The 19,258-nt window shown below is 62.8% G+C and carries 18 protein-coding genes; 12 read left to right on the top strand and 6 right to left on the bottom strand.

Annotated features, from left to right (window positions below):
* Window positions 1–246 precede the first annotated feature (246 nt).
* The 5 genes from AC1DQQ_RS12580 (at window position 247) to AC1DQQ_RS12560 (ending at window position 6,551) form a co-directional block, all read left to right on the top strand.
* On the top strand, window positions 247–3,414 hold the full coding sequence (locus AC1DQQ_RS12580; RefSeq protein ID WP_478030036.1) for a TonB-dependent receptor plug domain-containing protein: 3,168 nt from the start codon (window positions 247–249) through the stop codon (window positions 3,412–3,414).
* 82 nt (window positions 3,415–3,496) lie between these two features.
* Complete coding sequence (locus AC1DQQ_RS12575; protein ID WP_478030035.1) at window positions 3,497–4,282, top strand: hypothetical protein; 786 nt, start codon at window positions 3,497–3,499, stop codon at window positions 4,280–4,282.
* A 1-nt stretch (window position 4,283) separates the two neighbouring features.
* Complete coding sequence (locus tag AC1DQQ_RS12570) at window positions 4,284–5,870, top strand: sulfotransferase family protein (RefSeq protein WP_478045383.1); 1,587 nt, start codon at window positions 4,284–4,286, stop codon at window positions 5,868–5,870.
* A 52-nt stretch (window positions 5,871–5,922) separates the two neighbouring features.
* Window positions 5,923–6,276, top strand: a complete 354-nt coding sequence (locus tag AC1DQQ_RS12565; protein WP_478045382.1) for a hypothetical protein — start codon at window positions 5,923–5,925, stop codon at window positions 6,274–6,276.
* Window positions 6,267–6,551 (top strand): hypothetical protein, encoded by a 285-nt coding sequence (locus tag AC1DQQ_RS12560; protein WP_478045381.1) that lies wholly within the window; start codon window positions 6,267–6,269, stop codon window positions 6,549–6,551. The genes AC1DQQ_RS12565 and AC1DQQ_RS12560 overlap by 10 nt, the downstream gene beginning before the upstream one ends.
* 311 nt (window positions 6,552–6,862) lie before the next feature.
* Here the strand turns inward: AC1DQQ_RS12560 and ahcY are convergent, their stop codons facing one another.
* Both ahcY and AC1DQQ_RS12550 read right to left on the bottom strand, forming a co-directional pair.
* Window positions 6,863–8,269, bottom strand: coding sequence for an adenosylhomocysteinase (gene ahcY, locus AC1DQQ_RS12555; protein WP_478045380.1), 1,407 nt, complete (start codon window positions 8,267–8,269; stop codon window positions 6,863–6,865).
* Between the two features lie 84 nt (window positions 8,270–8,353).
* Window positions 8,354–9,178 (bottom strand): sterol desaturase family protein, encoded by an 825-nt coding sequence (locus AC1DQQ_RS12550; RefSeq protein ID WP_478030031.1) that lies wholly within the window; start codon window positions 9,176–9,178, stop codon window positions 8,354–8,356.
* A gap of 145 nt (window positions 9,179–9,323) precedes the next feature.
* Between AC1DQQ_RS12550 and AC1DQQ_RS12545 the strand changes: the two genes are divergently transcribed.
* Entirely contained in the window at window positions 9,324–9,782 is a 459-nt protein-coding gene (locus AC1DQQ_RS12545) for a carboxymuconolactone decarboxylase family protein (protein WP_478045379.1), read from the top strand.
* Window positions 9,770–10,630, top strand: coding sequence for a sigma-70 family RNA polymerase sigma factor (locus AC1DQQ_RS12540; protein WP_478045378.1), 861 nt, complete (start codon window positions 9,770–9,772; stop codon window positions 10,628–10,630). Before AC1DQQ_RS12545 ends, AC1DQQ_RS12540 begins: the two co-directional genes overlap by 13 nt.
* Before the next feature lie 39 nt (window positions 10,631–10,669).
* Here the strand turns inward: AC1DQQ_RS12540 and AC1DQQ_RS12535 are convergent, their stop codons facing one another.
* Entirely contained in the window at window positions 10,670–12,127 is a 1,458-nt protein-coding gene (locus tag AC1DQQ_RS12535) for a S41 family peptidase (protein ID WP_478045377.1), read from the bottom strand.
* Between the two features lie 165 nt (window positions 12,128–12,292).
* On the opposite strand from AC1DQQ_RS12535, the gene AC1DQQ_RS12530 reads away from it, so the two are divergent.
* Window positions 12,293–12,796 (top strand): helix-turn-helix domain-containing protein, encoded by a 504-nt coding sequence (locus AC1DQQ_RS12530; protein ID WP_478030028.1) that lies wholly within the window; start codon window positions 12,293–12,295, stop codon window positions 12,794–12,796.
* Window positions 12,797–12,814: 18 nt separating this feature from the next.
* On the opposite strand, the gene AC1DQQ_RS12525 is transcribed toward AC1DQQ_RS12530, so the two are convergent.
* Both AC1DQQ_RS12525 and AC1DQQ_RS12520 read right to left on the bottom strand, forming a co-directional pair.
* Window positions 12,815–13,516: a GNAT family N-acetyltransferase gene (locus AC1DQQ_RS12525; RefSeq protein ID WP_478045376.1), complete on the bottom strand. Its 702-nt coding sequence runs from the start codon at window positions 13,514–13,516 to the stop codon at window positions 12,815–12,817.
* A gap of 31 nt (window positions 13,517–13,547) precedes the next feature.
* Entirely contained in the window at window positions 13,548–14,111 is a 564-nt protein-coding gene (locus AC1DQQ_RS12520; RefSeq protein WP_478030026.1) for a YqgE/AlgH family protein, read from the bottom strand.
* A 111-nt stretch (window positions 14,112–14,222) separates the two neighbouring features.
* Here AC1DQQ_RS12520 and AC1DQQ_RS12515 point away from each other — a divergent pair, with 111 nt between their 5' ends.
* From AC1DQQ_RS12515 to AC1DQQ_RS12500, 4 genes are all read left to right on the top strand, one after another.
* Window positions 14,223–14,705 carry a redoxin family protein gene (locus AC1DQQ_RS12515; RefSeq protein WP_478030025.1) on the top strand — a complete coding sequence of 161 codons (483 nt, stop codon included), beginning with the start codon at window positions 14,223–14,225 and terminating at the stop codon, window positions 14,703–14,705.
* A gap of 110 nt (window positions 14,706–14,815) precedes the next feature.
* Entirely contained in the window at window positions 14,816–15,139 is a 324-nt protein-coding gene (locus AC1DQQ_RS12510; RefSeq protein WP_478030024.1) for a hypothetical protein, read from the top strand.
* A gap of 58 nt (window positions 15,140–15,197) precedes the next feature.
* On the top strand, window positions 15,198–16,634 hold the full coding sequence (locus AC1DQQ_RS12505; RefSeq protein ID WP_478040839.1) for an AMP nucleosidase: 1,437 nt from the start codon (window positions 15,198–15,200) through the stop codon (window positions 16,632–16,634).
* A gap of 82 nt (window positions 16,635–16,716) precedes the next feature.
* Window positions 16,717–17,247 (top strand): hypothetical protein, encoded by a 531-nt coding sequence (locus AC1DQQ_RS12500; RefSeq protein ID WP_478045375.1) that lies wholly within the window; start codon window positions 16,717–16,719, stop codon window positions 17,245–17,247.
* A 154-nt stretch (window positions 17,248–17,401) separates the two neighbouring features.
* On the opposite strand, the gene AC1DQQ_RS12495 is transcribed toward AC1DQQ_RS12500, so the two are convergent.
* Window positions 17,402–19,231 carry a M2 family metallopeptidase gene (locus tag AC1DQQ_RS12495; RefSeq protein WP_478045374.1) on the bottom strand — a complete coding sequence of 610 codons (1,830 nt, stop codon included), beginning with the start codon at window positions 19,229–19,231 and terminating at the stop codon, window positions 17,402–17,404.
* Window positions 19,232–19,258: the final 27 nt, after the last annotated feature.

Raw genomic sequence — 19,258 nt, 5'->3', positions numbered from 1 at the left:
TGCTTCGGGCCGAGCTTGATCGGTTTCCAAGCTCCTCTCCCACTTTCCTGGGACGCTGTTGCTTGCGGGCAACGCTTGACTGCACCGGCGTGACAATTTTTGTCGATTTCGGGCTTTAGCACCTGAATTCGGCTAATATTTTCTGAATGAACCATGTATTCATGTAGCGTTAATTTAGGGACTTGATCGCCGCAGCGCAGCAATGCAGTCTCACTCGCATAAATAGGTCAAAAAAAGGGGGCCTCGATGCGAAAAACGTCTCTGCGCGCGTCCAGCGCGCTGTGTTCTGTCGCGTTCATAGCGTTGTTCCAAGCGTCGGCTGCTTGGGGTCAAACAACCCCGCCCGACGATCAGTCGATCAGTGCAACGGCTCCGGATACCTTAAAGGACCCACTCGCCGACGCGCAGAAGGATAAAGACGGCACCAACGAAATTATCGTCACGGGATCGCGCATCAAGACGGTCACCCCTTTCAACAGCCCTGACCCGGTCACGGTGATCAGCCCGCAGGTCGCCATGCGCGAGGGCAAATTTGATGTCGCCAATATGCTGCAGAGTTCGCCGATCGCGGCCGGCTCGACGCAGATTACGTCGGCCTTGTCCTCCAATTTCGTTACCGCGGGCGGCCCGGGTGCGCAGACCATCGACTTGCGCGGGCTCGGTGCCAATCGCACTCTCGTGTTGCTGAACGGACGGCGCGCCGGTCCGGCGGGTACACGCGGAGCGGTATCGGCGTTCGACCTGAACGTTCTACCGCAATCGATCGTCTCCAGTATCGAAGTGCTCAAGACGGGCGCGTCGTCGGTTTACGGCTCGGACGCCGTCGCGGGCGTGGTCAATATCATCACCAAGACCGATACCAACGGCCTCCAGCTCGACGGTAATGTCTCGAAGCCGTTCGACGGCGGTGGCGAGGAATATCGCATCAATGCGATCTGGGGAAAAAGTTGGGGCAACAAGGCCCATTTCATGATCGCGGCCGACTATCAGCACACCAACGAACTCAGGCGCGGCGACCGCAGTTACCTCGCCTGCCCCGAAGCGTACACATTCAAGCCCAATGGCGGCGGCCGCGCCGATCTGATCGATCCGCGCACCGGCAAGTACAAGTGCGAGGACCTGCGCTGGGGCCATGTTTGGACGTACAACCTGATCGGCAATATGCAGCTCGACGGGCCGGGCGGTCCGAACACCGGCCTCGATACCTCGCCCAACGGCGAAACGGTACTGCTGCAATATCAATATCCCGGCGAGAATCTCGGCATCCCAGCCTATGGTGCCCCGGCATATTCTGGCGACCTTGGTACGCCCCCCGGCTGGTACCCGACGGGCTACAACACCGCCTCGCTGGCGCCGCAGAACGCCTATCACCCGTTCGTCGAGGAACAGACGATCATCCCGAAGACCGATCTCTACACGGTCTATGCGGAGGGCGCGTACAAATTCTCGGACTCGGTCGAGTTGTTCGGCGAATTCCTTGCCAACCGGCGCAAAACCTACCAGAACGGCTGGCGCCAGTTCTGGAGTTTCGGCTTTACCGGCGACCTTTACGGGACTGGCACCACCTACAATTTCTGGGCTCCCGGCTGGACCGGCGTCAACCTGCTGAGCCCGACCGGCATCACCAACCAGGCCGACAGCAGCCAGAAGGTCGATTACTGGCGTGCCGTCGGCGGCTTGCGCGGCGATTTCGGTGCCGGCGGCAAATGGCATTACGAAGCTTACGGCCAGTATAGCAAGAGCGTCGGGCGCTACCGCACACAGCAGATCCTGCAAGATGTCTACGACATCAGCACGCAGCAGGGCTTCGGTTCGCTGGGCTCGTGCGTCGGCATGATCACGCCGATCTCGAAGAAGCAATGCATCGACTTACCGTGGACCGATCCCAACTTCCTCGCCGGGCAGATGACGCAACAGCAGATCGACTTCCTGTTCTCCTGGGAGGAGGGCAAGACGACCTATACCCAGTTGAGTGGCGAAGCGTCGGTGTCGGGCGAATTGTTCAAGCTGCCGGGCGGCCCGCTCGGCATCGCGTTCGGCGTCACCGGACGCCAGGACAAGATCAACGACGTACCGGGCGCGATCACCCTCGCGGGTAATGCATGGGGGGCGTCTACTTCGGGCATTACCAAGGGCCGCCAGGAAACTTACGAGGCGTTTGGCGAACTCAACGTGCCGTTGCTGAAGGACGTCACGCTCATCAAGGAGCTGACTTTTTCGCTCGCAGGGCGCGTCACCAATGTCAAATCGGTGCGAGCATCCGACGGCAAATCATTTAGCGACAATGGTAATTTTACCTACAAGCTGGGCGCCAACTGGGCATTGACCGACTGGCTCCGTTTCCGCGGCAGCTATGGCACCTCGTTCCGTGCGCCGGCGCTGTTCGAGCAGTTCCTCGCGAATGAAACCAGCTTCCCAAGCCAGCGTGCCATCGATCCCTGCATCCAGATCGCCGCCAATCTGGCGGCGGGTCTCATCAACCAGCGTACTTACAACAATTGCGTGGCCGATGGCATCCCGACCAACTATCCGGGCGGCAGTATCACGGCGACCGCGATCGCACAGGGCGGTATTGGCGACCTAGTCTCCGAAACCTCCAAGGCAATGGTCTTCGGCGGGATTCTGACACCCAAATTCTCGTTCTTCGGGGAAAGCACGCGATTGAGCCTCGCGGTCGACTATTTCGACATCAAGGTGAAGGGCGAGATCTCCCAACTCGGGGCGTCGACCATCGTCCGGGGCTGCTACAATTCGCTAACCTTCCCCACCGACCCACTGTGCAGCCTCTTCCAACGCGGCGGCATTCCCAGCGCGCCGCTGACCATCTCGACGGTCGAGGACAAATTCATCAACGTGGCCAGCCAGCACAATAGCGGCCTCGACGTCACCTTCAACGCGCGTCAGGATCTGGGCAAGCTGGGCACGTTCAACTTCACCGCCGACATGACGTGGCAGTTCATTGACAACAAACAGTTATTGTCAAGTTCTCCGATTGAATCAGACAATGGCGAGGCGGGGTCGCCACGTTGGGTGGGCGATTTCCGCTTCAACTGGCAACCCAATAAGAGCCTCAGCCTGTTCTACGGAATCAACGTGATCGGTGGCACGTCCAATTTGAAGGACTTCCTGCGGGACAATGGCGGCCAGCGGTGCATCAATTCATCGATACGGGGCACCTATTGCCCAGTGCTCACCACCTCGGCGGTGTTCTACCACAACATGTCGATCACGCAGGATATCGCCGATGGCAAGTTCTCGATCACGCTCGGTCTCAGCAACATCTTCGACAAGCGTCCACCGCGCGTGTCAGTGCTGAACGGCGGCGAGATTTCGATGCTCGGTCCGGTAGTGGCTGCGTCGCAATACAGCTTCGTCGGTCGTAAGGGCTTCGTGAACGTTTCGACGAAGTTCTGATCCGACACCGGAAACTGGCTGGGCGGCGTGGCGACATGCCGCCCGGTTTGTCTCTGCCCGCCGTCGCTTCTAGGATAGCGTGATGCCCAATGTGTTCGTCCTGGCTGACACGCTCGACGCTGAGAATGGCCGTTTCGCGCAGGCTCGCTTGCGCAGTCCGGTATTCCTCAACAGCATACCCAAGAGCGGCAGTCACCTGCTGCGCAATATCTTGCGCATGTTCGTCCCTGTCGACCAGCAATGGAATCGCGACTTCGTCCAATGGCCGACCCTGCAGCAGCATCGGGCCGCTTTCGACCCCGCCAAGCCGATGCTGAGCTGGGGACATCTGTTCCTCGCCGACGCCTCGCTGATAGAAACCGCGGCAGCACGCCGCATCCTGCTCTACCGCGATCCCTATGACTGGGTGATCGCCCGGGCGCGATTCTTCTTGTCCGAGCAATTCGTCGGCAATGTCGACCATTTGAAGTCGGAGTCACTCAGCCTCGACGAGCTGCTGACGATGATGATCTTCGGCCTGCCGGGCCGCGAGCCCTCGCTCAACGATACCTACGAGCTCAATGCCGCTGCTTGGCTCGGCGCGCGCGTCTGGCCGGTCAGGCTGGAGGATTTGTCTGCGGCCCTCACCGACCTCGATTCAGCGGCATCGGAGACGTTCTTCGCCGATCTGCTCGCTGCTTGCGCGATCGACCGGCCAGACGACTGGCGCGAGCGCGTACGGGTTGGTGCCGACCGCCGCCAGAGCGGAACCGCGCGCGAGAACCTGACAGGCATTGCGCGCGAACTGCCTGACACGCTTGGACCGCGCCATCGCGCGCTGGTCGATTATCACGCGCCCGGTCTGCGTGCGCTGCTGGGCTATGCGTGACATGACCGGGCTTCGCTCCACGATTTCCGGTTTCCCGCAGCTGGCGCAGGCCCGCAGGCTGATGAGCGGTGCTCGGTTCGACCAGGCCGCGGAATGCGTGATGACGCATCTGCGGCAGCATCCGGGCGAACCGCGCGGTCTGACGATGCTGGGCGAGATCGCCAACGCGCTGGGCGCGCTCGGTCAGGCCGAGCACTTCCTGCGCCAGGCAATCGCGCGCGGCGGCGACGATTTCGACACGCGTCGCCTCCTCGCGTTGGTCGTCAATCAGCAGGAGCGCATCGCCGAATCCGATGCGATGTTCGCCCAGCTCGAGCGCGAAACGACCGATCCCGAAATCCGCGCGCTGCGAGCGGCGGTACTCGACAAGCTCGGCCGTAACACCGAATCGATCACGATCTACGAGCAGCTGACGCGCGACTATCCCGACAAGACTCGTTTCTGGATCCAGTATGGCCACGCGCTACGCGCCGCCGGCCGCGTTCCCGAAGCGATCACGGCTTATCGAACGCCGCTGGCCGACGACTATGAGTGCGGTGAAGCCTGGTGGGCGCTGGCCAGCATCAAGAGCCGAGTGCTTACCGACGACGACGTCGCGACGATGCAGCGTGGCGCCGCGGACGCGGTCGATGTTCGGAACAGCGCTCCGCTGCATTTCGCACTCGGCCGCGCGCTTCATGATCGGGGCCTCTACGCCGAGGCGTTCCGCCATTATGCGCAGGGCAACGCCGAACGCGCCGAATGGATCGGCTATGACGCCAGCGAACTGACCGCCGAAATCGACGAAATCGCCCAACTGGTCGATACGCACTTCGTCGCAAAACTCGGTGAGGCACCCGATGCCGATATCGTGCCGGTATTCATCGTCAGCCTGCCGCGGTCGGGTTCGACCCTGCTCGAACAGATGCTGGGCAGCCACGCGGAGATCGAGCCGGTCGGAGAGCTGCCCTATGTCCCTGCCCTGCTGCGGACTGCGATGGAGCTGGCGACGCGACGTGGGCGCGTCACCGTACCGCAACTCATCGCGCAACTCGATGGCGCGACAGCGGCGGCAATGGGCCGAGACTATCTCGCGCGCGCGGCGCTGCACCGGCGCGCAGGCACGCGATTCTTCCTCGACAAACTGCCGCACAATTGGAGCAACATCCTGTTCGTGAAGCGAATTCTTCCTCAGGCGCGCTTTCTCGATATCCGACGGTCCGCCATGGATTGTTGCTTTTCCAACTTCACCCAATCCTTCTCGAACGCGCACGCCTCGTCGTTCGCGCTCACCGATATCGGGCGCTGCTATATCGACTATATCCGGATGATGCGGCACCTCGACGCGGTGGCGCCGGACTTAGTGCACCACGTCGATTACGAGCGGCTGATCGCCGATCCCGAGCCCGAATTGCGCGCGGCACTCGACTCTCTCGGCCTGCCTTGGGACCCGGCGATTCACGACTTTCACAGGAACGAACGAGTCGTACGCACGCCATCGAGCGAGCAGGTCCGTCGCCCGCTCAACCGCGACGGTCTGGGTGTGTGGGAGCCTTATGCCGAATGGCTCGGCCCACTGCGCGATACGCTGGGCGACCTCGCCGCTTGATACGAAAAGGGCCGCCGCCTATGGCGGCGTCCATGCGGGTTGGAACGCCGGTTTGTCCGGCAATGTCTATGCCGGGATGGCATGGAACCTCAATGCGGACAATTCCAATTATTCGAAAGGATTTACAGGCGCCGCGCTGTCCGGCCCACTGATCGGTGGCTCGATCGCGTCAGGCAATAGTGGCACGGGCGGCGGTCGCGAACTTAGCGGACTTGTGCCCGACCGCAACGGCGTTACTGTTGCGAACGTGACACTAGGTGCCAACATTGGCCAGTTGGTCGGAATTGGAGCGGTGACGGGCAACGTCAACACGACCTATTATTCGCAACCACTCCAATTAGGTAGGGCGCCCGCGGCCTCGGCTATGGACGATGTGATGATGAGCCTGAGGGCGCCATGCCGCTAACTCTGCAGCTTTCCGCCACCGGTGTCCTCCTCGCCGTCGCCGCAGGTTGCATGATTGCGGCGAACTATCATTTCTATTCTATGGTAAAGGCCCTGCAGAAGATCAGTATCCTCGGAAAAATCGTGCCGCCTTTCAGCGGTTTCTATGTAATGGCGAAATACAAGGAGCACTACCCAGGCGGGGTGGCATTAAAATACTACCGCCGCTTTGGCATTGCTTTCGTTATTTTTTTTGTTTTTGGGGCGTTCCTACTAATTTTTGGAAGGAGTACCTAGGCGCAGGACCTATCAATTGCTTGTACGAGACGCAATTGATTGATTCAATGGCAGGGCCAAGGAGGCACTGTCGATGGGATTATGGAATTCCGGTGCCACGTGTAACAATCCCTAAATAGCCCAGAGGTTCGGGGCTACCCACTTGCATCCCCCCCAAATCCGGTTGGCGCAGCTTCCTCGCCGACCGGGAGCCCGGCTGGTTCTTCGACGTACGAATGGTCAGCGAGGTCTTGACGCTGACGACATTGCCTGAACCGAAAAGGGCGACCCCGCAGGACCGCCCTCTCCTTTACCTAATCGGCGTTGGCCACTCAGTACCGATAATGATCCGGCTTGAACGGCCCCTCGACCGGCACGCCGATATAGTCGGCCTGCTTCTGGGTGAGCTTGGTCAGCTTCACCCCGAGCTTTTCGAGGTGCAGTTCAGCGACCTTCTCGTCGAGATGCTTCGGCAGGACGAAGACGTCGTTCTTATATTCGCCGGCCTTGGTGAACAGTTCGATCTGCGCCAGCGTCTGGTTGGTGAACGACGACGACATCACGAACGACGGGTGGCCAGTCGCATTGCCGAGGTTGACCAGGCGGCCCTTCGACAGGATGATGATCTGCTTGCCGTCGGGGAACTCGACCAGGTCGACCTGCGGCTTCACTTCGGTCCACTTGTAGTTGGACAGCGCCGAAATCTGAATCTCGCTGTCGAAATGGCCGATGTTGCAGACGATCGCCATGTTCTTCATGCCCTTCATGTGATCGGCAGTGATCACATCGGCATTGCCGGTCGCGGTGCAGAAGATGTCGGCGCGGGTCACCGCTTCCTCCATCGTCACCACTTCATAGCCTTCCATCGCCGCCTGCAGCGCGCAGATCGGATCGACCTCGGTCACCAGCACGCGGGCGCCGCCATTGCGCAGCGACGCCGCCGAACCCTTGCCGACGTCACCGAAGCCGGCGACGCAGGCGACCTTGCCGGCGAGCATTACGTCGGTGCCGCGACGGATCGCGTCGACGAGCGATTCCTTGCAGCCGTAAAGGTTGTCGAACTTCGACTTGGTCACGCTGTCGTTGACGTTGATCGCCGGGAACGGCAGCTCGCCCTTCTTGGCGATCGCATAGAGGCGGTGGACGCCGGTGGTGGTCTCTTCCGACACGCCCTTGATGTTCCTGACCGTCTCGGTGAGGTAGCCGGGCTTGCGCTTGATGAATTCCTTCACCGCGCGCTGCATCTCGATCTCTTCCTCATTCTCGGGCTCGGCAAAGGTTTCACCAGCCTCGAGCTTGGCGCCCCACAAAGCGAACATCGTCGCGTCGCCGCCGTCATCGAGGATCATGTTGCAGGTCTCGTCGCCCCAATCGAAGATCGAGCCGACATAGTCCCAATATTCGGCGAGGGTCTCGCCCTTGATCGCGAACACCGGCACGCCCGACGCGGCGATCGCGGCGGCGGCATGGTCCTGGGTCGAATAGATGTTGCAGGTCGCCCAGCGCACCTTCGCGCCCAGCGCTGTGAGCGTCTCGATCAGCACCGCGGTCTGAATCGTCATGTGCAGCGAGCCGGTGATGCGCGCACCCTTGAGGGGCTGCGACGCGCCGAACTCCTGACGCAGCGCCATCAGGCCCGGCATCTCGGTCTCGGCGATGTTGATCTCCGCACGGCCGAAATCGGCGAGGGAAAGGTCCTTGACGACATAATCGGTCGTACGGTCGAGCACGGTGGCCACGTCAAAAATCTCCGGAAAAGTCGGTTGATGCGCGCTCCCCTACCTAACCGGCGGCCCGATTGCAATCTCGATATAAAGATTTCTTTATATGTTCGCCGGAGCGGTCGTTGCGCGCGCCGGATCGTCCTGCCGGCCAAGGCGATAGGGCAAGGTCGCCCAGGCGATCACGTCGCGTGGCTGGTCGATCTCGGCAAGTCCGACATCGGGCCATTCGTCCGCCGCGGGAAAATGCGCGGTGCCGAACAGGCGATCCCATAGGGTAGTGAATGCCCCGAAGTTGCGATCAAAATGACGCTCCTCGAGCGAATGGTGGATGCGATGGAAGCGGTTGTCGCAGAAAAACACCCGGAGCGGCCCGAGATGGACGCTGGTCGGCGAGTGGATGAACGAGGAATGGAGGTGTAGTAGCACCGCCATCGCCGGCGCCAGATACCCCGTGTCGCTGCCGAACAAGCTGGCCGGCAACAGCAGGAGCACGGCCTGGAAGAACGGCTCGGTAATATGGTGATAGGCGTTGACCGCGTTCATCTCGCGCATCGAATGATGGACTGCGTGATAGCGCCAGAACCATCGATGCTGGGCGCGATGGCACCAGTAGAAGAAGAAGTCATAGACCGCCGCGCCGGCGACCGGTGCCAGGATCATGGCGAACGGTCCGGCCCAGCGGAATTCGAGCGGCAGGATCAGGATCGGCTCCAACCCCAGCCAATGCCATATCGCGCGGAACGCCGTATAGGTTGCCGCCATCACCGGCAGCCAGATCGCCCAGAACAGAATCCCCGGCAGACGGCCGCGCAGCGAATGGCGGTCGCGTGGCAACAGCAATTCAAGCGCGGTCATCAACGCGAAGGAGAAAAGCCAGGGCGTCGCGGCCGGTAAATATGTGAACAGGAGTTCGGCGAAGCGCATGGGACGATGCTTGCCACGCGGATCACTCCCAAGTGGTTAAATGGCGGTCGAAAAATCAGTGAGCCGGAAAAAATCTTCGGCCCATGTCACATCGGCCCACGCTGTCTCGTCAGGTCTGCGCAACCCTGATGAAAAGGACCCAATCATGAAGACTCCCCGCCTCAATGCCTGGACCGCCGCCCCCGAGATCACGCAAGCGTTCCTCGCTTACTCGAACGCCGTCGCTGAAAGCGGCCTCGAAAAGCCGCTGCTCGAACTGGTCAAGATCCGCTCGTCGCAGATCAACGGCTGTGCCAATTGCATCAACATGCACACGTTCGAGGCGCGCCAGGCCGGCGAGACCGAACAGCGCATCTATCTGACCTCGGCATGGCGCGATGCGCCGTGCTATACCGACCGCGAGCGCGCGGCGCTGGGTTGGACCGAGGCGCTGACGCTGATCGCGGACAAGGGCGCCCCGGACGATGTTTATGCCGCGCTCGATGCGCAGTTCAGCAAGGAGGAGCAGATCAAGCTCACGATGATGATCAACGTGATCAATGGCTGGAACCGCCTGGCGGTCGCTTTCCACCTGTTCGAGCCGAGCCTCGGATGGAAGGCGTGAGCGACGCCGCTGCCCAATTCGACGCGCTTCGGCCTCGGCTGATGCGCGTCGCCTACCGCATGCTCGGCTCGGTCGCCGATGCCGAGGATGTGGTGCAGGATGCTTGGCTGCGCTGGGCCGACACCGACCGTGACGCGGTCCGCGTGCCCGAGGCGTTCCTGCGCCGCGTGGTCACGCGCCTATGCTTGGACCAGCTCAAGTCGGCGCGGGTGCGGCGCGAGGAATATATCGGCCCATGGCTGCCCGAACCGGTGGTCGAGGCCGAGGAAGTGGAGGATGTCACTCTCCCCCTCATGCTCGCGCTCGAGCGGCTGTCACCGCTCGAACGCGCGGCCTTCCTGCTCCACGATGTATTTGGTGAAAGCTTCGACGACGTCGCTGAAAGCCTCGGCCGCGACGCAGCGGCCTGCCGTCAGCTCGCCAGCAGGGCCCGCGAGCATGTCCGGGCGGAAAAGCCCCGCTTCCCGGTCGAGCGCGAACATGGCCTGGAGATCGCACAGGCGTTCTTCGCGGCGACGCGCGGCGAGGTCGGCGTCCTGGGCGCTATGCTGGCGGATGATGTGAGCCTTTATTCGGATGGCGGCGGCAAGCGGCCCGCCGCGGCGCGCATCATGCTCGGCTCGGGAGAGGTCACACGCACCTATGCAGCGATCCAGCGCCTGCTCCAGGGCCGTTTCGGCGAGCTGATCCGCTTCGCCTGGATCAACGGCCTGCCTGGCTTCGTCACCCGCGAGGCCGATGGCGTACTCCAGACCACCGCGCTACTGATCGGGAACGGCCGCATCAAGGCGATCTACGTGATGCGCAATCCGGACAAGCTGCGGCACCTGGAGGGCGCGTTGCACTGAGCACGCCGCGCCTGCCCGACCCTGCCGGCATGACTGCCGCTATCGGGGGCAAACCGCGTTTGCTGGCTTCACCCAATTCTGGTCGAGCAGGGTCAGCGCGACGCGCCATGCCTTGTCCTTGCGGTTGCCGATCTCCATCACCTCCGGCGGCACATCGCATTGGGGAAACACCCCGCGATCGGCCTGCATCGGACGCCAGTTGAGCCGAAATTGCAGGAGCGGAACCGACAAGCGCAACCCCGAATTGGGCAGCACGACGTTCCAGCTATAGCCGCTGGTATTGCCCTGATCGCTGCCACCCACTTCCTCGCCGACGAAAACGCCGCGATGGGTGTGCCAGAGCATCGACGCGAGCTCGGCGCCGCCCGAGAAGGTCCTGCCACCGGCCAGGACCACCAATCGACCGTGAAAGACCGGTGCGAACACGGCCCAGCGCGACATCAGGCCCTCCGGTGCCTTGTTCAGCCGCAACAACCGACCGCCGTTGATCCTGCGCTGTCCACGCAATTCCTCGTCGTCGAACACCGTCGTCTCGAAGTGCTTCCCGGAATTGCTCGTGATCGACACCGCGCTACCGCGCGCTTCCACCGCAGCATATTTGTGCAGCAGCCGTGACGTCAGATAGGAAAAGAGTATACTCTCATTCGGCTCCGATCCGCCGCCATTCTCGCGCAGATCGAGGATCAGGTTCCTCGCCCCGCCGCGCGCGATTTCGGTGAACCGCGCCTTGATCGTATCCGGAAACTTCGCTCCCGCGGCGCGATATCTCTTGTTGCTGAAGGTCGGCACCGAAAGATAGGCGGTCACGGGATTGACCCATTCGAGCGTCGCTAGGGTCGACGTGGTCGTTTCGGGAAGAGCCGGGCAACCGCTATAAGGGATCGGATGGACGTCGCGCTCGACCGTCGATCCATCGGCGACCCGCAGGCGCAGGTGAAAGACCGGTTCTTCACCGCGCAGCCGGTACCGAAAACTCGCATAGCCGGCACCCCCGGCAGCGCGCATCGCCTGGGTCGGGATCGAGCCGTCGGTACCGTAGGCGATCATGATCTCGCGCACGAGCGCATCGAACCCTTCGCCATCGATCGACAGCAGCCGCGTACCACGGGCGATATCGGCGGCATCGCCATGGCCTGCGACGACGAACACGCCCTCGGTATTCCAGTGCAGATCGAGCGGAAAGCGACGCGAATTCCTGCGGGCAAGAAGCATTGCCTCGCTAGGCTGGAAACTCAGATGCCCTTCGCCGATCCCGCTCATCAGGGGAATGAGAAGGCGGTAGAGGCTCCAATCGTCGCGAACCTGGGCCAGCGCCGCGCTCGCCCGCGCCTTCGCCGTACGCCAATGCTCGGCCGATTGATGCCAATAGATGTTCGGCAGCCCGGCTTCGACTGCTGCGATCACCAGATCGAAATCCTCGCGCGCCTGCGCCGGCGTCAATTGGCCCGATGACTCGCCGCCCGGTTGCGCTTGCCCACCGGCCGGAAGCGCCGACACGCATAAGGCTATCGCACTCCATAACGCGAGGCCGCGTGCGGCGCGGCGGGCAAAGGCTCGCATGGATCGTGATTTCCTGATAATCGGCAATATATTGCCATATAGGTCAGCAAAATATTGCCGAGTCAACCGCTCCCTTCATTCCTTCAGCACGTCGCCGAGAATGTGCGCGCGCGGCGTGTCGCGGCGGGCATGAGTCAATTGGCGCTGGCGCGGGCGTCCGGAGTCAGCCCACGGATGATCGGCGGCGTTGAAAGCGGCTCGACCAGCGTCAGCACGGCGACGCTCGACCGAATCGGCGCCGCGTTGAACGTCACGCTGGCGGAACTCGTCAGCGATCCCGCTTTGCCCCGCTCGCAGATCCTCAACAAACCGGGCTGGGCCGGACGGCACGGCGGCCAGGGTATCCTGTTGTCCAGCGTCGAGGCCCGGCGGGAGGTCGAGACCTGGGAATGGCGGCTGGCTCCCGGCGATCGCTACGATGCGGGCGCCGACCCCCCGGGCTGGCACGTCCTGCTGGTGGTGGTTTCGGGATGCTTGACCCTGGAATATGCAGGCGAGGCGAAACGGATCGAACCCGGCAGCCATCTGTTCGACAGCGCGGTGCCCCACGCATTCGTCAATCGCGACATCAGCGAGGTCAGGTTCTTCCGCAGCACCATTTGCTAGCGCGGCGCACCCGCGACCCTAAGCGAGGACAAGCGTGCTCGCGGTCACCGTGCCGTGAAGGCGGAAGCCCAGGGTCTCGTAGAGCGCGATTGCGCCCGCATTACTGGCATAGGCGTGCAGCCAGGGCGTCTCGCCCTTCGCCAGCATGCGCTCCGCCACGACGCGCATCAACGCCCCGGCATAACCGCGGCCGCGACGGTCGGGATGCGTGCACACGCCGCTCACCTCGCTGAGGCCGGGCATCTTCATCCGCTCGCCCGCCATTGCGATCAGCGCGCCATGCTGCTTCACGCCGATGAAGTCGCCGAGCCGATTGGTATGCGCGGCATAGGGACCCGGTCGGGTCAGCATCGCGAGATCATACATGGCAGACGCATCGTCCTCCTTGAGGTCGACGATCTCGAACGCCGGCGGCTTTCTCGCTGCCAGTCTCTCGCAGACCATTTGCACGCATTCGGCTTGCCGCACGAAGCGCGTGCCGGGCGGCGCGGGCCAGTCCTCGCGCTCGACCATCCACAATTCGCCTTGTTCGGGCACCAGGGCGGCCAGCGCGGCGAGGCTTTCCGGCGAGCGGTCGGCAGCCGCACCGAATACCCCATAGTCGCGGTCGATCCGCCAGGCGCGCGCATCCCCTTCCGCGATCGCTGCCCAGCGCGTCGTCAATGCGTTCCAAACCGGTCGGGCGAGTTGCTCATACCCCATATGATCGGCGCTAATCATTGTTCCGGCGGCCGCCAAGAGCGAACGAACGTCAGGCCGTGCCCGTCTGGCTCGCGAGCAGGCGCGGGTCGATCCCGGCGCGCTCGAATCCTTCCGTCCAGCGGTCGTCCGCTTCGGTGTCGAACAGCAACCGCTCGTCGCCGGCGATATTGAACCAGCCATGGCGCAGCATCTCGCCATCGAGCTGCCCGGCGCCCCAGCCGGCATAGCCGAGCGCCACCAGCCAGCGGCTAGGGCCCTGCCCATCGGCGATCGCTTTCAATATGTCGATCGTGCCCGACAATGCCCAGCGCCCGGCAACGTCGATCGTGTCCTGCCCGGACCAGTCGGTCGAGTGAAGCACGAACCCGCGGCGCGGTTCGACCGGTCCGCCGAAATGAACCGGCGCGTCCGGCGCCTCGCCGGGCTCGATATCGAACTGGTCGAGCACGTCGTGCAGCCCGAGCCCATTGATCGTCGCGCCGATGCCGATGCCGATCGCGCCTTCCGTATCGTGCCCGCACATCGCGATTACCGCGTGCTCGAAACGCGGATCGCCGATGCCTGGCAATGCGAGAAGAAACTGTCCGGTCAGAAAAGGGGCTGCCGATTCCATCGTCGACACTCTAAGCCGGTTGGACCGCCGCCGTCACGGCTTGAATTTCCTGGCAGCGATGCCAAGTGCCGGGCGCGCGGCGCGTTGACGCGCCTATGAGGAGAGAACGACATGACCATTGCCGTTGGCGACAAGCTTCCTTCCACCACCATCGTCAAGGCGACCGAGAATGGTCCCGAGCAGGTCAGCTCGGACGATTTCTTCGCCGGCCGCAAGGTCGCTCTTGTCGCTGTCCCGGGTGCTTTCACCCCGACCTGCTCGGCGCGCCACCTGCCCGGTTTTCTCGACAAGGCCGAGGACATCAAGGCCAAGGGCGTGGACGAAATCGCCTTCACCTCGGTCAACGACGCGTTCGTGATGGGCGCCTGGGGCAAAGCCAATGACGCCGCCGGCAAGGTCACCATGCTGGCCGACGGCAATGCCGATTTCGCCAAGTCGGTCGGCCTCACGTTCGATGGTTCCAAATTCGGCATGGGCGAGCGCAGCCAGCGTTATTCGATGATCGTCAACGATGGCGTCGTCGAAGAGCTCAACGTCGAAGCGCCGGGCGAGTTCAAGGTCAGCTCGGCGGAGCATTTGCTCGAACAGCTCTGATCAACTCGGATCGTCGCGTAACCGAAACAAATGAACACGGCCGCGGGAACGCTAGGGGATCGCCCTGCGTTCTCGCGGCGTTCTGTTTTTCTGTTTTTGTGGAGATCCCCATGGCCGACGATACCATCACCGCAGCCGACACCAAGGCGGCAGCCGCCGACTCGTCGCTTGTCGACGGCGCGATCGAGACCGCCAAAAGCGCACTCGACACCGCCCTCACCGAATCCAAATCATTCCTGTCCAAGGCGCAGGAGACGCTGACCAATGCCGCTGAAAGCGCGGTCGCGGCGGCCAAGGAGCATCCGATCGCGGCTGCCGGGATCGCTGCCGGTGCTGCCGCGGCAGTAGCCGGCGCGGCTTATGGCGCGTCGAAACTCCTGTCGGACGACGACACGGCGACGACGGGATCCAAGGGCGCCACGAAGAAGAACTGACGCGCCCGCGTAACGACCACGACTTGCCAGCGTCATCCCTGTACTTTAGCTGCAGCGGATGACGCAGGCTTCCGATATCGTCGCCGAACTTGATCGGCTCTATTCCGCCTCGGTCGAACGCCTCCAGGACGCGCTGACCGCCTATCTCACCACCGGCAAGACGCCCGACCCCAAGTCACGCACTGACGGGTCGTTCGCCTATCCCGAAATCCGCCTGATTTATCGCGGCGAGCATGATCGCCCGACCCCGTTGCGCTCGTTCGGCCGGCTGTCGGAAGCAGGCGACTATCGCATCAGCGTCACCAAGCCGCGCATCTATGCCGATTATCTGACCGAACAGCTCACGCTGCTGATCGAGGATTACGATGTCGAGGTCTCCGCGGTCCCCGGGCGGCAGGAAATCCCCTTCCCTTACGTGCTCGACCCGAGTCACGCACTTAACCTCGAAGAGGTATCGGCGGTAGAACTCGCGCGCTGGTTCCCGGCGACCGAGTTGGCGCATATCGGTGACGAGATCGCCGACGGACTGCCGACGCCGGGCGAAGCGCGGCCGCTGGCCTTGTTCGACGGGCTGCGTACCGATTTCAGTCTCGCGCGGCTGCGGCATTATACTGGGACCCCGCCCGAGCATGTCCAGCGCTACGTGCTGTTCACCAATTACCACCGCTATGTCGACGAATTCGTCCGCTGGGCATTCGACCAGCTCGGCGAGGGCAGCCGCTTCACCGGAGTTTCAGGCGCGGGCAGCGTGCTGTTGCGCGCGGGCGACGATATCGAAGCGGTGCTGGCCGATACCAGCGCATGGCGGCGGCACCAGATGCCCGCTTACCATCTGATGGCCGACGATCGCACGGGAATCACGCTGGTCAATATCGGCGTCGGACCGTCCAACGCCAAGACGATCTGTGATCACCTTGCGGTGCTCCGCCCCGAAGCATGGCTGATGATCGGGCATTGCGGTGGGCTCCGGCCCAGCCAGCGGATCGGCGATTATGTCCTCGCGCACGCTTATCTGCGCGACGACCATGTCCTCGACGACGTGCTGCCGCCCGAAATCCCGGTCCCGGCGATCGCCGAAGTGCAAGTCGCGATGGCGCGCGCCGCGGAGAAGATCAGCGGCCAGTCGGGCGAAGAGCTCAAGCGCCGGTTGCGTACCGGCACGATCGTCACCACCGACGATCGCAATTGGGAATTGAGCTACACCAAATCGGCGCTGCGCTTCTCGCTCAGCCGCGCGGTCGGGATCGATATGGAATCGGCGACGATCGCGGCGCAGGGGTATCGTTTCCGCGTCCCCTACGGCACCTTGCTCTGCGTCTCGGACAAGCCGCTCCATGGCGAGCTCAAGCTGCCCGGCCAGGCCAACCGCTTCTACGAACGCGCGATCAACGAGCATATGCGGATCGGCATCCAGACCTGCGAGGAGCTCCGCCAGGAAGGCGCCAAGCTCCACAGCCGCAAATTGCGCGCCTTCAACGAGCCGCCATTCCGCTGATCTGTCACGGGGCTATCACGACCCTGAAACAATCTGGTATGCGCGGACGTTAGCGACCAAAGAGAACAGGGGATTATCTCTCATGGCCACGACGCCGAAAAAGACGCCTGCCAAGCCCGCCGCTGCAAAGGCGACCGCCAAACCGAAGGCGCCCGCGAAGCCGAAGACCGCGGCCAAGCCCAAGACGGCCGCGTCCGCGGCTGAAGCGGAAACCAAGCCCGTGGCCGCGTCGAAGGCTCCGGCCAAGGCCGCTGCGAAGCCCAAAGCCGCGGCAAAGCCGGTAGCCAAGGCGGCTGGCACGGCAGCGGCAACGACACCCAAAGCGGCAACCAAGGCGGCTGCGCCGAAGGCAGCCAAACCGAAGGCTGCTGCTAAGCCCAAGGCCGCAGCGGCACCCAAGGCGGCAGCGCCGCAACCGGCCCCGAAGCCGGCTGCCGCAAAACCCGCTCCGACGCCGGCCGCTCCGGCGCCATCGACCCCCAGCCGCGCCGCGACGATCGCCAAGCGCAGCGGAATCGCTGCCGGCATTGCCGGCGCGATCGGTGCCGTGGCGGCGCTGTTCACCTTGCGTGGCAGCAGCCGGCAGGGCGAACCGAAGGATTCGGATTCCTGATCACGCCAATGGCTGGTCGGGGAACTTAGCCTAAATTCCAATCGTCACCCCGGCCTTGTGCCGGGGTCCACTCCGCCACAACCGAGATGAGGTGTGGTGGCACGGTGGATGCCGGGACGAGCCCGGCATGACGATCATAGCGGGCTGGGCGAGATCACCATCCGCTAGGCTTGCCCTTGTTCTGCTCATCGAGCCACTTCTTCAACGGCGCGAAATAGTCGACCAGCGCCTGGCCTGAAATCTCGCGACTGCCGGTGAATGCCTGCAGCGCGTCGGGCCAGGGCTTGGATTGCCCCATTTCGAGCATCTTCTGCAGCTTCGCCCCGACCTCCTTATTGCCGTAGAACGAGCAACGATGAAGCGGCCCGGTCCAGCCAGCCTGCTTGCACGCCGCCTGGTAGAATTGGAACTGGAGCAGCCGCGCCAGGAAATAACGCATATACGGCGTGTTGGCGGGAATATGGTATTTGGCGCCCGCATCGAACCGCGATGCATCGCGCGCGACGGGCGGCTTGATGCCCTGATATTGCAGCCGCAGCGCGTCCCAGGCCGACTGATACTGATCCGGCTTGATCGAGCCGTTGAACACGCCCCAGCGCCATTTGTCGACCAGCAGCCCGAACGGCAGGAATGCGACCTTGTCCATCGCCTGGCGCAGCAGCAAGCCGGTGTCCTTGTCCGCGCTGGGCACGCGCGATTTGTCGAGCAGGCCGATCTGGACGAGGTAGTTCGGGGTGATCGACAAGGCGACGAAATCGCCGATTGCTTCGTGGAAGCCGTCATTGGCGCCATTTTCGTACAGGAACGGCTGGTTCATATACGCGCGCTGATAATAATTATGCCCAAGCTCGTGATGGACCGTGACGAAGTCGTCGGCATTGACCTTGGTGCACATCTTGATGCGCACGTCCTGCTTGTTGTCGATGTCCCAGGCCGAGGCATGGCAGACGACCTCGCGATCGGCCGGCTTGACGATCATCGAGCGTGCCCAGAACGTGTCGGGCAACGGCGCGAAGCCGAGCGAGGAATAGAAGCCCTCCCCCGTCTTCACCATCTTGATCGGGTCGTATCCCTTGGCCTTGAGCAACGCCTCGGTATCGTAGCCGATATCGCCCGATCCCTTGGGCGCGACGACGTCGTAGATATTGCCCCATTCCTGCGCCCACATATTGCCGAGCAGGTCGGCGCGGATCGGACCCGTCCTGGGCTGGACCGCATCGCCATATTTCTCGTTGAGCTTCCAGCGGACATAGGTGTGGAGCGAGAGGTAGAGCGGCTCGACCTGCTTCCACAAGTGGTCGGTCATCTTGGCGAAATCGTCGGGCGGCATGTCGTAGCCCGACCGCCACATCGCGCCGACATCGGCATAGCCGAGTTCCTTGGCGCCCTGGTTCGAGATGTCGACCATGTGCGCGTAATCGGCCTTCATCGGCACGCCGACATTGTCGTTCCAGCTGACCCACATCTCCTTGAGCTTGACCGGGTCGCGGGTCGTGCCCATCGCTGCCTCGATATCCGATCCGTTGATCGGTTTGCCGTCGAGCGTGCCTTTGCCCTTGCCATATTCGGACTGGAGCTTCGTCGCGATCGTCGACAGCTCATCGGCAGCACCGGGCCGCGACGGCGCGGGCAAGGTGATGCCGTTGCGGATCAGGTCGAGCTTGCGTTTCGTGTCCGGCGACAGGCCCTGGACGTTGAGATATTTGGCCGCCTCGCCGGCATATTTGACCGCGAGCTCGGTTTGGCGGGCGCTGACTTCTGCCGCCATCGCATCGGTATCATCGGTGATATAGGTCGCGTTGATCCAGCCGGCGCGGTTGGTATCGACCGAAATGTCGGCGAGATCCTTTTCGGCCCGGGCGACGAAAGTATCCGCATCCGCCGCGGTCGCCGGAGCATTCTTGTCGGGCGCGGTGGCGAGAACCACGGCCCCAGAAAGAACCAGCGCGAGCGCAAGGCCCGACGCCATCGCGGTACGGATCATGTTCAACGACTCCCTGAACTTATGGGA

The sequence above is a fragment of the Sphingomonas sp. P4_G3 genome (assembly GCF_056401105.1).
The sequence above is the reverse complement of the archived record's forward strand: the minus strand, read 5'-3'. Positions and strand labels throughout refer to the sequence as shown.

Bases quoted from the DNA above. Each gene is read 5' to 3' on its own strand.
- AC1DQQ_RS12580 (WP_478030036.1), top strand. From the start codon at position 247: ATGCGAAAAACGTCTCTGCGCGCGTCCAGCGCGCTGTGTTCTGTCGCG.
- AC1DQQ_RS12575 (WP_478030035.1), top strand. From the start codon at position 3,497: ATGCCCAATGTGTTCGTCCTGGCTGACACGCTCGACGCTGAGAATGGC.
- AC1DQQ_RS12570 (WP_478045383.1), top strand. From the start codon at position 4,284: ATGACCGGGCTTCGCTCCACGATTTCCGGTTTCCCGCAGCTGGCGCAG.
- AC1DQQ_RS12560 (WP_478045381.1), top strand. From the start codon at position 6,267: ATGCCGCTAACTCTGCAGCTTTCCGCCACCGGTGTCCTCCTCGCCGTC.
- AC1DQQ_RS12550 (WP_478030031.1), bottom strand. From the start codon at position 9,178: ATGCGCTTCGCCGAACTCCTGTTCACATATTTACCGGCCGCGACGCCC.
- AC1DQQ_RS12545 (WP_478045379.1), top strand. From the start codon at position 9,324: ATGAAGACTCCCCGCCTCAATGCCTGGACCGCCGCCCCCGAGATCACG.
- AC1DQQ_RS12540 (WP_478045378.1), top strand. From the start codon at position 9,770: ATGGAAGGCGTGAGCGACGCCGCTGCCCAATTCGACGCGCTTCGGCCT.
- AC1DQQ_RS12525 (WP_478045376.1), bottom strand. From the start codon at position 13,516: ATGATTAGCGCCGATCATATGGGGTATGAGCAACTCGCCCGACCGGTT.
- AC1DQQ_RS12520 (WP_478030026.1), bottom strand. From the start codon at position 14,111: ATGGAATCGGCAGCCCCTTTTCTGACCGGACAGTTTCTTCTCGCATTG.
- AC1DQQ_RS12515 (WP_478030025.1), top strand. From the start codon at position 14,223: ATGACCATTGCCGTTGGCGACAAGCTTCCTTCCACCACCATCGTCAAG.
- AC1DQQ_RS12510 (WP_478030024.1), top strand. From the start codon at position 14,816: ATGGCCGACGATACCATCACCGCAGCCGACACCAAGGCGGCAGCCGCC.
- AC1DQQ_RS12505 (WP_478040839.1), top strand. From the start codon at position 15,198: ATGACGCAGGCTTCCGATATCGTCGCCGAACTTGATCGGCTCTATTCC.
- AC1DQQ_RS12500 (WP_478045375.1), top strand. From the start codon at position 16,717: ATGGCCACGACGCCGAAAAAGACGCCTGCCAAGCCCGCCGCTGCAAAG.
- AC1DQQ_RS12495 (WP_478045374.1), bottom strand. From the start codon at position 19,231: ATGATCCGTACCGCGATGGCGTCGGGCCTTGCGCTCGCGCTGGTTCTT.